This window comes from Micromonospora salmantinae, from assembly GCF_022230905.1.
GTDB lineage: Bacteria > Actinomycetota > Actinomycetes > Mycobacteriales > Micromonosporaceae > Micromonospora > Micromonospora salmantinae.
The window spans coordinates 34,677-47,604 of record NZ_JAKKFG010000019.1 but is presented as its reverse complement, the minus strand read 5'-3'; the positions used below and the strand labels follow the sequence as shown (position 1 = coordinate 47,604).

12 protein-coding genes are annotated in these 12,928 nt (G+C 70.9%); 8 read left to right on the top strand and 4 right to left on the bottom strand.

All coding sequences use genetic code 11. The features are described from left to right. Positions 1-243: 243 nt before the first annotated feature. On the bottom strand, positions 244-714 hold the full coding sequence (locus tag PSH03_RS16150) for a DIP1984 family protein (protein WP_238689619.1): 471 nt from the start codon (positions 712-714) through the stop codon (positions 244-246). 207 nt (positions 715-921) lie between these two features. Here PSH03_RS16150 and PSH03_RS16145 point away from each other — a divergent pair, with 207 nt between their 5' ends. The 4 genes from PSH03_RS16145 (at position 922) to PSH03_RS16130 (ending at position 5,291) form a co-directional block, all read left to right on the top strand. Then, complete coding sequence (locus tag PSH03_RS16145) at positions 922-2,031, top strand: peptidoglycan recognition protein family protein (RefSeq protein ID WP_238689618.1); 1,110 nt, start codon at positions 922-924, stop codon at positions 2,029-2,031. An 88-nt stretch (positions 2,032-2,119) separates the two neighbouring features. Continuing rightward, positions 2,120-3,694, top strand: coding sequence for an FMN-binding glutamate synthase family protein (locus PSH03_RS16140; protein ID WP_238689617.1), 1,575 nt, complete (start codon positions 2,120-2,122; stop codon positions 3,692-3,694). A gap of 479 nt (positions 3,695-4,173) precedes the next feature. Continuing rightward, the gene (locus PSH03_RS16135; protein WP_238689616.1) at positions 4,174-4,698 is read left to right on the top strand and encodes a GNAT family N-acetyltransferase; all 525 of its coding nucleotides are present in this window, start codon (positions 4,174-4,176) and stop codon (positions 4,696-4,698) included. After that, positions 4,695-5,291 (top strand): GNAT family N-acetyltransferase, encoded by a 597-nt coding sequence (locus PSH03_RS16130; protein WP_210787114.1) that lies wholly within the window; start codon positions 4,695-4,697, stop codon positions 5,289-5,291. The genes PSH03_RS16135 and PSH03_RS16130 overlap by 4 nt, the downstream gene beginning before the upstream one ends. Here PSH03_RS16130 and PSH03_RS16125 read toward each other — a convergent pair. Continuing rightward, complete coding sequence (locus PSH03_RS16125) at positions 5,183-6,160, bottom strand: helix-turn-helix transcriptional regulator (protein ID WP_238689615.1); 978 nt, start codon at positions 6,158-6,160, stop codon at positions 5,183-5,185. The two genes, PSH03_RS16130 and PSH03_RS16125, sit on opposite strands and share 109 nt — an antisense overlap. A gap of 61 nt (positions 6,161-6,221) precedes the next feature. Between PSH03_RS16125 and PSH03_RS16120 the strand changes: the two genes are divergently transcribed. From PSH03_RS16120 to PSH03_RS16110, 3 genes are all read left to right on the top strand, one after another. After that, complete coding sequence (locus PSH03_RS16120; RefSeq protein WP_210787118.1) at positions 6,222-6,692, top strand: VOC family protein; 471 nt, start codon at positions 6,222-6,224, stop codon at positions 6,690-6,692. A gap of 57 nt (positions 6,693-6,749) precedes the next feature. Then, entirely contained in the window at positions 6,750-7,937 is a 1,188-nt protein-coding gene (gene dinB, locus PSH03_RS16115; protein WP_210787125.1) for a DNA polymerase IV, read from the top strand. A gap of 122 nt (positions 7,938-8,059) precedes the next feature. Further along, on the top strand, positions 8,060-8,425 hold the full coding sequence (locus PSH03_RS16110) for a hypothetical protein (protein WP_238689614.1): 366 nt from the start codon (positions 8,060-8,062) through the stop codon (positions 8,423-8,425). 102 nt (positions 8,426-8,527) lie between these two features. On the opposite strand, the gene htpG is transcribed toward PSH03_RS16110, so the two are convergent. Further along, on the bottom strand, positions 8,528-10,456 hold the full coding sequence (htpG, locus tag PSH03_RS16105) for a molecular chaperone HtpG (protein WP_238689613.1): 1,929 nt from the start codon (positions 10,454-10,456) through the stop codon (positions 8,528-8,530). Between the two features lie 149 nt (positions 10,457-10,605). Here htpG and PSH03_RS16100 point away from each other — a divergent pair, with 149 nt between their 5' ends. After that, entirely contained in the window at positions 10,606-11,304 is a 699-nt protein-coding gene (locus PSH03_RS16100; RefSeq protein WP_210787131.1) for an SDR family oxidoreductase, read from the top strand. A 61-nt stretch (positions 11,305-11,365) separates the two neighbouring features. Here the strand turns inward: PSH03_RS16100 and PSH03_RS16095 are convergent, their stop codons facing one another. After that, positions 11,366-12,817, bottom strand: coding sequence for a M28 family peptidase (locus tag PSH03_RS16095; RefSeq protein ID WP_210787133.1), 1,452 nt, complete (start codon positions 12,815-12,817; stop codon positions 11,366-11,368). Positions 12,818-12,928 lie beyond the last annotated feature (111 nt).

The window sequence follows — 12,928 nt, the reverse complement described above, 5'->3', positions numbered from 1 at the left end:
ACCAGCACGCGGCCGCGCGGATGTGGAGTGCCCCGAACCCGCCCTCGCCGTCGAGGATCTGTACGTGGTGATGAGGTGTGCGTGTTGCGGTGTTACCTGTCCTCGGTGCTGGGCTGCATTGTGCTTGGGGAGTTGAACCCCGCGCTGCCCACCGCGCGCCAAGAAGGGTGCCGGGGTTGCAGCCCGGACCTGTGTGTACACGCCTCCACGACGGCTACCTGCTCCACATGCTTCTGGGGTAGGTCAGTCCAGCAGGTCAGCCTCCCAGTTGGTGCGCTGAATCCGCACCTCGAGCTCGCGGAGCTGTCCGGCGAGCCCGTCGGCGCGTTCCCGAAGCTCGGCGACCGGCAACGCGGCGAGCATCTTCAGCTCGGAGCGGAGCTGCCGGGCCAGGTGACCACGGCCGCTACCGGCGGCGGCGTCGGCGGCCGCCGTGATGGCCGCGTGCCGCAGTCGCAGGACGTCCCGCCGGGCCAACGCGTCGGTGAGCGTTCCGAGGTCGTCGACCGGCACCGTGGCGTTGGTCCGGTTGATGCGCCGGATCAGCGTCTCCAGGTTGTCGAGGACCTGGTCCAGCTCGGTCATGAGCACAGTGGCGTCCTCCGGAGGCAGCTCACCCTCCTGGTACCGGGCGCTGCCGTTGATCCGGGTCCGCAGCTGCTCGACCCGTCGTGCCGCCTCGGCGCGTTCGGTCAGCGCCTCACCAAGTTTCATCTCCCACCCCCGAGTCAGCGGCCAGGTTAGCGGAACGTTGATCTTTTGGCCGACCGGTTTTCCGGCTGCCCGTTGGGGGTGGGCGCCCTCTAGCGCGCGGACGAGTCTTGGCAATATTCTCCGAAGTACGTGCGGCCACTGGAGCTACTTTTCATCCCCCCGCCGTCGGCCGCAGGAGGAGATGCAATGCACGTCGACCATTCCGAAGTGGATCGCCGGACGCTGCTGCGGGCCGGTCTCGGCGCCGCCACGGTCGCCGTCGTCGGGAGCGAACTCGCCTTCCCGGGCGCGGCGCAGGCCGCGCCGGGCACCGACCTGGACTGGATCATCAGCTGTGACGAGTGGGCCGCTCGCCCGCCGAAGGACCCGCTGTCGGTGAGCGCCATCGCCACCAACAAGATCATCGTGCATCACATGGCGTTCCCGAACGTCACCGACTACTCCCGCGAGCAGGCGGTCAAGCTGGCCCACGACTGCCAGGACCTGCACATGGACGGCAACGGCTGGTCCGACACCGGCCAGCACTTCACGGTCAGCCGTGGCGGGTACGTGCTGGAGGGCCGCCGGGGCAGCCTGGAGCGCCTCGAAGCCGGCGACCGGCAGATGATCTCGGCGCACTGCCCGGGTGAGAACGGCCGGGCCATCGGCATCGAGAACGAGGGCACCTACGTCACCGAGACGCCACCCAAGGCGTTGACCGACTCGCTGGTCAAGCTCTGCGTCGCGATTTGCCGGCAGTACGGGCTGCAGGCGCACGACATCTTCGGCCACTGGGACTTCCGCACCACCGAGTGCCCGGGCGCTGCCTTCTACCGGCAGTTCCCGGAGCTGCGGCGGCGGGTGCACGCCGCCCTGGGCACCAAGCTCGGTGACGTGCCAGCGCGCCGCTGGCCGGACCTGTGGCGTTTCGTCAACTCCCCCTCCGTCCGGGTGGTGCAGCACCTGCTCGCCTACCGGGGCTACCCGGTGACCGTCAGCGGCACGTTCGACGCCGCGACCGTCGCGGCGGTGCAGGACTGGCAGGCCCGCAACGGCATCGCTGTGGACGTGGACGCCACACTCACCACGCCGACCTGGGAGACCCTGGCGCCGGAGCTGGACCAGCACGCCGCCGGAGCGCCGGTCACGGCCGTGCAGGAAATCCTCTTCACCAAGGGGTACGCGGTCACCGTCACCGGGGCGTACGACCACGCCACCCGGAGGGCGGTGCAGGACCTTCAGGCGCTGCACGGGCTGCCCCGCAACGGCAAGCTCAGCACGAGCACGTGGTGCACTGTCGTCGGCGGGTCGGTCCGCGAATCGTTCCGGCACCGCTGAGCGCGTGGTGGCGGTGCGGGGCGCACCCGCACCGCCACCAGCCGGCTCACCGGTTTGATCCGTCGCCCCGGCGGAAAGAGTCCCGAGCATGACCTGGGCCCGTCGAGCCGTACCCGCTGTTGCCGCCGCCCTCGCGGCCCTCGCCGCGCGGGACCTGATCCAGCGCGACCACGCGCTGCTGCGCAACTTTCCGGTCCTCGGCCGGGCCCGCTACCTGTTGGAGACGATCGGGCCGGAGCTACGGCAGTACATCGTGGCCGGCAACAACGAGGAGCGGCCGTTCACCCGCGACCAGCGCCGCTGGGTGTACGCGTCGGCCAAGCAGGAGAACAACTACTTCGGTTTCGGCACCGACAACGACATCGAGTACACCCCCGGGTATCCGATCATCAAGCACCGCACCTTCGGTCGTGCCGTGCCGCCGTCGTCACCGACCGCCGGGCACGACGTGCGGTTGCCCAGCGCGAAGGTGCTCGGCGCGGCACGGGGTCGCGCCCGCGCGTTCCGACCGGAGTCGGTCGTCAACATCTCCGGGATGAGCTTCGGCTCGCTCTCCGGCAACGCCGTCACCGCGCTCAACAAGGGGGCGGCGCTCGCCGGCTGCCTGCAGAACACCGGCGAGGGTGGCCTGTCGCCGTACCACCGCAACGGCGGTGAGCTGGTCTTCCAACTCGGCACCGCCTACTTCGGCTGCCGCGACGAGCACGGCCGGTTCAGCCTCGACCGGTTGAAGGACCTGGTCGCCGGCGCACCGGTGCGAGCGCTGGAGATCAAGCTGAGCCAGGGCGCCAAGCCGAGCCTCGGTGGGCTGCTGCCCGGGGCGAAGGTGTCCGCCGAGATCGCCGCCACCCGGGGCATCCCGGCCGGTCGGGACTGCGTCAGCCCGTCCCGGCACGCCGAGTTCTCCGACTGCGACAGCCTGCTCGACTGGGTGGAGTTGCTGGCCGCCGAGACGGGTCTGCCGGTCGGCATCAAGTCGGCGGTCGGTGACCTGGGCTTCTGGCAGGAGTTCGCCACCCTGATGCGGGACACCGGCCGGGGTGTGGACTTCGTGACGATCGACGGCGGCGAGGGCGGCACCGGGGCCGCACCACTGATTTTCACCGACTCCGTGTCGCTCCCGTTCCAGCAGGGCTTCTCCCGGGTGTACAAGATCTTCGCCGAGCACGACCTGCACGAACAGGTGGTCTTCGTCGGCGGCGGCAAGCTCGGCCTGCCGGACAACGCGATCGTGGCGTTCGCGCTCGGCTGTGACCTGGTCAACGTCGGTCGGGAGGCGATGCTGGCGATCGGCTGCATCCAGGCGCAGAAGTGCCACACCGACACCTGTCCCACCGGCGTCGCCACCCAGAACGCGTGGCTCGCCCGGGGCCTGGACCCGACGTTGAAGTCGGTCCGGGCGGCCAACTACCTGCGGACGCTGCGCCGGGACCTGACGAAGGTCGCCGAGGCCTGCGGCGTCGAACACCCCGGCCTGATCGGCACCGACGCCGTGGAGATCCTGGACGGCCGCACCAGCTCCACCCCACTGCACCAGGTGTACGGCTACCGACCCGAATGGGGACTGCCCTCGCCCGCCGACCAGGCGGAGATCATCCGCTTGATGGTCCCGGAGGCACCCCAGGGCGGCAGCGCCCCGCCCTCCGCCACCGCCGTCGGCTGAAATAACGCCCGAACCTGGCCGGCCTGGGCTCGGGCCTGACCTCGGCTCGGGCCTGGTCGCTAAGCCGCGCAGCCTCCGACCGGGCCCGGGCGCTGACCCGCTGCTCTCCGACCGGGCCTGGGCGCTGACCCGCTGCTCTCCGACCGGGCCTGGGCTCTGACCCGCTGGTCTCCGACCGGGGAGCCACATTCGCCGTTGAGCGATATACCTCTGAGTCATATTTATGACTCAGAGGTATAGCCGGTTTCCGCGACATGCCCTCCAGCCCCCGCCGATGCGGCAACAACCCCGGCTCAGCGACCGACCGGCCCGCGCGATCCGGCATTGCTCGGCGGTGCGGTGCTGGACGCGTGGCCTGCCGCGACACCCCGCGGACATCCTGACGATCGCCGCCAGCGCCTCGGGTGGGGCGGGCCGAGGACGCCATGCGACGGAATAACGCGTGGAGCCGCTGCCGAGGGCACCCGTATGGTGGCGCGGTGCTGATCAGACGCGAGACACCTGCCGACGTCGACGCCATTCGGGCGGTGCACTCCGCAGCCTTCGCCAAGGCCGACGGCGGTGAGGGCGCACCGGTCGAAGCGACCCTTGTCGACGCGCTGCGCGCCGACGAGGGCTGGCTGCCCCCGTACTCCCTGGTGGCGACCGATTCGGACGGCCAGGTGGTGGGGCACGTGGTGGCCACCCGCGGCCGGGTGGGCGGTGCGCCGGTGGCGTTGGGCCTGGGGCCGCTGGGCGTGTTGCCCGACTGGCAGCGGCGCGGGGTCGGCAGCGCGTTGATGCACGCGGTGCTCGGCGCGGCCGACGCGCGGGACGAACCGCTGGTGGTGCTGCTCGGGCATCCCGACTACTACCCGCGCTTCGGGTTCCGGCCGGCCGTCGAGCTGGGTGTCATCCCGCCGCAGCCGTGGGGGCCGCAGTACTTCATGGCGCGGCCGTCGCACGCGTGGCGCGAGTCGATCCGGGGCGAGTTCCGCTACGCCGGCCCGTTCGACGACCTGTGAACCGACCCGCTGTCCGTCGGCGGCGCGCCACCGACCTGGACGGCTGCGTCGCGGCGCTCGCCGAGGTTCACCGGGTCGACGGGTACCCGCTGAACTGGCCCGCCGACCCGCACCGCTGGCTGCGCGAGCCGCACCCGGCGCGAGCCTGGGTCGCCGTCGACGCCGACGCGGCCGTCGTCGGACACGTCGCGGTGCATCGGATCCCCGATCAGGTGGACGGGCCGCCCGGCCGGCCGACGGCCGAGGTGGCTCGTCTCTTCGTGGTGCCGAGAGCCCGTGGATTGGCGCTGGGCAGCACGCTGCTGGACCGGGCCCGCCGGTGGGCGGACAAACGCGCAACGGACCTGGTGCTGGAGTTGGCCGCCGGTGGCACCGCGGCCGCCGCGCTGTACGAGCGCACAGGATGGCGGTGTGTCGGCACCAGCACGGCACCCTGGACCGCTCCCGACGGCAGCCCGGTGTCGCTGCGCCACTACACGCTGCGTCACCGCGCGCCGGGCTCCGACGTCGCACCGGCCAGCACCGCGAGGCGACGGGCGAGCCGGCCTGCGGCCTCGCGCAGCTCGGGAGGCTCCAACACCTCCATCTCGTGATCCAGCCGGGCGAGGTGCGCGGCGAGCCAGTCCAGGTTGTCGCCGCCGACGACCAGCACGGACCATCCGTCGCGGTCGTCCTCGACCCGCCCCACCTGTGGCGGGACCACCTCCCGCAACCGCTCCGGTTGGGCGTGCACCCGTACCCGGGCGAGGTAGCGGTACGGCGCACCGGTCACGGCCCGCTGCACGAAGGCGACCGGATCCGGGTGCTCGCGCGCCGGGAAACGCCAGGTCGTCGCGACCGCCGCCCGCATCCGGTCCAACCGGAATGTCCGCCAGTCGGCGCGGTCTGCGTCCCAGGCCATCAGATACCAGCGGCGGCCGGTCGTGACCATCCGGATCGGCTCGACCGTCCGTTCCCGCTCAGCAGCGTCCCGGTCGGGATAGTGGAATCGAACGCGTACCCCGTCCCGACAGGCGCGGGCGAGTGTCACCAGCAGCTCGGCGTCGATCTCGGCGACCGGGCCGATGAGGGTGTCGGTGGAGCCGTGCACCGCCCGTACCTCGGCGCGCAGCCGCGACGGCATCACCTGGTCGAGCTTCGCGAGGGCCCGCAGCGCCGCCTCGCTCGCCCCGGCGACGGTGCCCCCGGAGGCGAGCCGCAGAGACACCGCTGTGGCGATCGCCTCCTCGTCGTCGAGGAGCAACGGCGGCAGCCGGGTGCCCGCACCGAGTTGGTAGCCGCCGCCGACGCCCGACACCGCGTGCACCGGGTAGCCGAGCGTCCGCAGACGCTGCACGTCGCGGCGCACGCAACGGCCGGTGACCCCCAACTCGGTGGCGAGTTCGGTGGCCGTCCAGGACAGGCGTCGTTGCAGCAGCGCCAGCAGGCGCAGCACCCGCTCGGTCGTCGCCTCGACGGTCACCCGTCGATCGTTTCACGGATAGCGGAACAACCCTGTCCGCTATCAGCGAGAGGCTGGGATCATGACCGACCAGAAGAGGAAGCAGGGATCCGCAGTGACCCGCGACGTCCAGATCACGTTCGACTGCGCCGACCCGGCCAGGTTGGCCACGTTCTGGGCCGAGGCGCTCGGCTACCAGGTGCAGGCCCCACCCGGAGACTTCGAGTCCTGGGACCAGGCACTGGAGGCGATGGGTGTGCCGCCGGAGAACCGCAACGACGCGTCGGCGGTGGTCGACCCCGAAGGCTCGCGACCACGGCTGTTCTTCCAGCGGGTGCCGGAGCACAAGCAGGTGAAGAACCGCGTCCACCTCGACGTACGCGCGGCCCCCGGGCTGGAGGGTGACGAGCGGATGGCGGCCCTGGAGGCCGAAGCCGAACGGCTCGTCTCGCACGGCGCCAGGCGGCTCAGTCGGCACGAGCCCACTCCCCCGTTGGGCGCCGGTCATCTCATCATGGCCGACCCCGAGGGCAACGAGTTCTGCCTCGACTGACCGGGCGTTCGCCCAGCTCACTGCCGCACTCGCCGGGCGTCATGCGAACATGTGTACGTGTCGCCCGGCGCCAGCATCCTGCACGCCGACCTGGACGCGTTCTACGCGTCGGTCGAGCAGCGCGACGACCCGCGCCTGCGCGGGCGGCCGGTGATCGTCGGTGGCGGCGTGGTGCTCGCGGCCAGCTACGAGGCGAAGGCGCGCGGCGTCCGCAGCGCGATGGGCGGCCACCAGGCGCGAAGGCTCTGCCCGGACGCGATCGTCGTGCCGCCGCGAATGTCGGCGTACACGGCGGCGAGCCGCGCGGTCTTCGAGATCTTCCGGCAGACCACACCGCTGGTCGAGGGACTCTCCATCGACGAGGCGTTCCTCGACGTGGGTGGGCTGCGGCGGCTGGTCGGGCCACCTGCCGAGATCGCCGAACGACTGCGCCGGGAGGTCCGCGACCGGGTCCATCTGCCGATCACGGTGGGGGTGGCCCGCACGAAGTTCCTGGCCAAGGTCGCCAGCGGGGTGGCGAAACCGGACGGCCTGCTGGTGGTCGCGCCGGACGCCGAGCTGGCGTTCCTGCACCCGCTGCCGGTGGAGCGGCTCTGGGGCGTCGGCCCGGTCACGGCCGCCAAGCTGCGGGAACGCCGGATCCGTACCGTCGGGGAGGTGGCCCGCCTCGGTGAGGCGGCGCTGGTGTCGCTGCTCGGTGCGGGGGCCGGGCGGCACCTGCACGCGCTGGCGCACAATCGCGACCCCCGGGCGGTGCAGGTGGGGCGGCGGCGCGGTTCGATGGGCGCGCAGCACGCGCTGAGTCGTACCCCGCATGCCTCGACGGAGCTGGACGCCATCCTCGCCGGCCTGGTCGACCGGGTCAGCCGGCGGATGCGGACGGCCGGGCGGGCCGGCCGCACCGTGATGTTGCGGCTGCGCTTCGGCGACTACACGCGGGCGACCCGCTCGCACACGGTGGGCAAGGCGACGGCGGACACGACGCTGCTGCTCGCCGCCGCGCGTGCGCTGCTCCGCGCGGCGCTGCCCGAGATCGATCGCCGTGGCGTCACACTGATCGGTGTCTCCGTGGGCAATCTCGACGACAACCCGGTCCAACCTGAGCTGCCGTTCCAGCCGGATCCCGGGTCCGATTTGGACGCTGCGGTCGACGCGGTCCGCGACCGGTTCGGATCAGCGGCGCTCACGCGGGCGGTGTTGCTCGGCCGGGAGCCTGGCGTGGAGATGCCGCTTCTGCCGGACTGACCGATAAGCGTGCGGCGTCCGCGGTCGAGCTGCGATCAGAGACACATCACAGCAGGTCGGCGGTTTAGCCGGCGGCTGACGGGTGACCCTTGTGGGGTACAGCCTGACGAGGGGGGCCCACCATGTCCGACGACACCAGCAACCGACCGAGTCGCACCGCCGAGCGCCCGCACGACGTGACCGACCCGCTGCTGTGGCAGTTGGCGATCGACGTGCTGAGCGCACACGAGCCGGACGACGAGGGCCAGTGCCGCAATCTCCAGTGCGCCGGACAGTCCTGGCCGTGCGCGGCACGGACCGGCGCCGAGCACTCACTGCGACTGGCGCGCAGCACTCCCGCCTCGGTCGAGCTGACCATCGACGGGACCGACAGCGACGACGCCGACACGGATGGGCGTCGCGACCCGGCGGTACCGGCCCCCCGCTGGGGTTGGAACGCCGGCCCGTTGGCGTCGCACCGAGGGTCGAAGGCCGCCTCCGCGGCGTGACGGGTCACCAGACCCTGAACTGATCCGCACCACGCAGGCGAGCGCTCGGCCGGTTGTCCGGCCGAGCGTTCAGCTGTCGTGGCGGAGCCAGGCCCGGTCCGTCTACAGGGTGCGCGCCAGCCGGTCGGCGAGCGTCCGGGTGAAACGGGCCGGGTCGGTCAGCTCACCGCCCTCGGCGAGCACCGCCAGGCCGTAGAGCAGCTCGGCGGTCTCGGTCAGGGCGGCGCTGTCGCTGCCCTGCTCGTGGGCCTTGCGCAGCCCCGAAACCAGCGGGTGACCGGGGTTGATCTCCAGGATCCGCTTGGTCGTGGGGATCTCGTGCCCCATCGCCCGGTACATCTTCTCCAGGGTCGGGGTGAGGTCGTGGGCGTCGCCGACGACGCAGGCCGGCGAGGTGGTCAGCCGCGACGACAGGCGGACCTCCCGGACGCTGTCCGTGAGGGTGGTCCCCAGCCAGTCGAGCAGCCCGGCGAACTCCTGTCGCTGCTGCTCGCGCTCGGCCTCGGCCTGCTGCTTCTCCTCGTCGGTGTCCAGGTCGATCTCGCCCTTGGCGATCGAGCGCAGTGGCCGACCGTCGTACGTGCCGACCCGCTCGACCCACACCTCGTCGACCTGGTCGGTGAGCAGCAGCACCTCGTGCCCCTTGGCCCGGAACGCCTCCAGGTGCGGAGAGTTCTCGATGGCGGCCCGGGACTCGCCGGTGGCGTACCAGATGTCGCTCTGGCCGTCCTTCATCCGCGACACGTAGCCGGCCAGGTCGGTGGGCTCGGCCGGGTCGTTGGTGGAGGCCACCGACAGGACGTCCAGCAGGGTGTCCCGGTTGTCGGTGTCGTCGATCAGCCCTTCCTTGACCACCGCGCCGAACTCGGTCCAGAAGGTGCGGTAGCGCTCGGCGTGGTTGGCCTTGAGGTCCTTGACAGTGGCGAGGACCTTCTTGACCAGGCGGCGGCGGACGATCTGGATCTGCCGGTCCTGCTGGAGGATCTCCCGGGAGATGTTCAGCGACAGGTCGTGCGCGTCGACCACGCCCTTGATGAAGCGCAGGTAGGTCGGGACCAGCGCCTCGCAGTCGTCCATGATGAAGACGCGCTTGACGTAGAGCTGGACGCCTCGGCGGCCCTGCGGGGAGAACAGGTCCAGTGGGGCGTGGCTGGGCAGGAAGAGCAGCGCCTCGTACTCGAAGGTGCCCTCGCCCTTCATGTGCACGACCTCGAGCGGGTCGGCCCAGTCGTGGCTGACGTGCTTGTAGAACTCGTTGTACTCGGCGGCGTCGACCTCGTCGCGGGGCCGCGCCCAGAGTGCCTTCATCGAGTTGAGGGTCTGCACCTCGCGGGTGGTGGGCTCACCGTCGGCGCCGGGGCGTTCGACGCTCATCCGGATCGGCCAGGCGATGAAGTCGGAGTAGCGCTTGACGATCTCGCGGACGGTCCACTCGGCGGTGTAGTCGTGCAGGTTGTCCTCGGTGTCGGCCGGCTTGAGGTGCAGCGTCACAGTGGTGCCCTGCGGCGCCTCGTCGACCGCCTCGATCGAGTAGGTGCCCTCGCCGGTGGACTCCCAGCGGGTGCCGCCGGTCTCCCCGGCCTTGCGGGTCAGCAGGGTGACCCGGTCGGCGACCATGAACGCGGCGTAGAAGCCGACGCCGAACTGGCCGATGAGGTCCTGCTTGGCGTGGGCGTCGGCGGACTCGCGTAGTTGGCGCAGCAGCTCGGCGGTGCCCGACTTGGCGATCGTGCCGATCAGCTGGACGACCTCGTCGCGGGTCATTCCGATGCCGTTGTCGCGCACGGTGAGGGTGCGGGCGTTGCGGTCGATCTCCAGGGCGACGTGCAGGTCGTCGGTGTCGGCGACGAGGTCCTTGTCGACGAGGGTGGCCAGCCGGAGCTTGTCCAGTGCGTCGGACGCGTTCGAGATGAGTTCCCGCAGGAAGACGTCCTTGTTCGAATAGATCGAGTGGACCACCAACTGGAGGAGCTGACGCGCCTCGGCCTGGAATTCCAACGTTTCGGCCTGGTTGCTCACACCGTCTCCCATCTCGGCTCGTACGAAGGTTCGCGGAAAGGATACGAGTCGTCACCGGTCGGGGTGTGGGCGCGTCCGGGTCGTATTCCCGATCCGGTCGTCCACCCCCGTGACGTAGCTGACTTTGCTTAACAGAAGTCAGGTCGGATAGCGTGACGGCCATGAAGATCGCTGGAAGCACCGCCCTCGTCACCGGCGCCAACCGTGGCCTCGGCCGGCACCTCGCCGCCGAACTCCTCGCCCGGGGCGCCACCGTCTACGCCGGCGCCCGCAACCCCGACAGCGTCGACCTCCCCGGCGTGACACCGGTCCGCCTCGACATCACCGATCCCGCCTCGGTGGCCGCCGCCGCCGAGCTGGCCGGCGGCGTGAACCTGCTGATCAACAACGCGGGCATCGACACCCGGACCGACCTTCTCGACGGCGACCTGGCCCTCGTCCGGCTGGAGTTGGAGACCCACTACATCGGCACCCTCTCGACGATCCGGGCGTTCGCGCCGGTCATCACCGGCAACGGCGGCGGAACGATCCTCAACGTGCTCTCCGTCCTGTCCTGGTTCGGCTCCCCGACCCACGCGGCCTACAGCGCCGCCAAGTCCGCCGAGTGGGCGATGACCAACGTGCTGCGCGTCCAACTGGCCGACCGGGGCGTCCGGGTCGCCGGCCTGCACGTCGGATACCTGGACACCGACATGGCCGCGGACATCACCGGCCCGAAGTCCGACCCGGCGGCGATCGCCCGCATCGGTGTGGACGGCGTCGAGGCCGACGCGTACGAGATCCTCGCCGACGACCTCAGCCGACAGGTGCAGGCCGGACTGGCCGGCGGCGTCGCCGCGCTCTACCCACAGCTCCCCTGACCCACGACGCGACGGGCCGCCACCGGAGAGAACCGGTGGCGGCCCTTTGTCGGGTACGCGGTCAGCTCGCCTGCAACGTCACGTCGTCGATCACGAAGGTGGTCTGCAACGACGAGTCCTCGGTGCCGGTGAACCGCAGCGTCACCGTCTGCCCGGCGAACGCGGCCACGTTGAGGCTGCGCTGCACGTAACCGGTCGCGGCGTTGAGATTCGAGTACGTCGCGAGGGTGGTCGAGCCCGCCTGCACGGTGAGCCGGTCGTACGCCGTGGAGCTGGTGGTCTCGGCGGTGTCGATGTGCAGCCAGAACGACAGCGTGTACGTGGCGCAGCCGGCCGGCACTGTCACCGACTGCGACAGGCTCTCGCTGCGGGTGCTGCCGAACCCGTTGAGCCACGCCTTGTACGACCCGGTCCGGGCCGGCTGGCCGCTGGCGTTGGTGATCACGCCGGAGGACGCGGTCCACGGCGTGCTGCCGCTCTCGAAGCCACCGTTTGCGACCACCTGGCCGCCGGTGCAGGTCGGGGTGCCGCCGCCCACGGCGAGCTGCCACAGCGCGTAGGCGACACCGTCGGCCGCCCGGTTGAGCACTGTGGCGCTGACGTTGGCGGTGGTGTCGCAGGACCGGTGGTAGCAGGGGTCGTACGCGGAGTTGGCGGTGCCGCCCCACTTGGCCGCCTGGGCGCTGGTCTTGCGGGCGCTGGCGCCGGCGGCGTAGCCCGAGGTGGGGATGCCGGCCTGCTGGAAGTAGTAGTCGTCGGAGCGACCCTGGCCCTCGACGTTCTCCTCCGGTTGCAGGCCCAACGAGTCCCAGTACGCCTTCAGCGGCGCCGCCGTGGTCGAGCTGACCCGGTTGATGAAGTAGCCGCCGTTGGTCGAGCCGACCATGTCGAAGTTGTAGTAACCCTTGATGTAGCCGCGCTGGGTGGCGCTGAGCGAGTTGACGTAGAACCGGGAGCCGTTGAGCCCCTGCTCCTCGTCGGTCCACCAGGCGAACCGCACCCGTTTGGTCATTGTCGGGCTCTGCGCGGCCAGGACCAGCGCGTTCTCCAGCAGGGTCGACGAGCCGGTGGCGTTGTCGTTGATGCCCGGACCGGCCGCGACGCCGTCCAGGTGCGCGCCGAACATGACCACCTGGTCGGCCGGTCCGCCGGGCCACTCGGCGATGAGGTTGTTCGAGGGGTACCGGCAGCTGGAGCAGTACTGCTCGCTGACTGTGTAGCCGGCCGACTGGAGCCTGGTCTTGACGTAGTTGAGCGAGGCGGTGTAGCCGGCCGAGCCGGCCCGTCGGTTGCCACCGTTGCTGGTGGCGATGGCGTTGAACTGGGTCAGGTGCGCCTGGACATTGGTGATGGAGATGTCCGGCGCGGCCAACGCGGCGGCGGACGCGGCGATCGGCCGGGTCACCGTCGTGGCGGTCGGAGGTGACGCGGTCGCCGGTTGGGCGGCCAGCGGCACCGTCATCCCGGCGAACACGGCGAGCGCGATTCCCGCGCTCAGCGTTCTGCCTCTCATGGGGGCTCCTCGGGGTTGGAGAGATACCCGAGACACTTACAGATATCTATTTCCTGAGCATCGGTCGTTCGTCCCGAACCGCCGCCGGTTCGACGGTGGGTACCGGCGTCG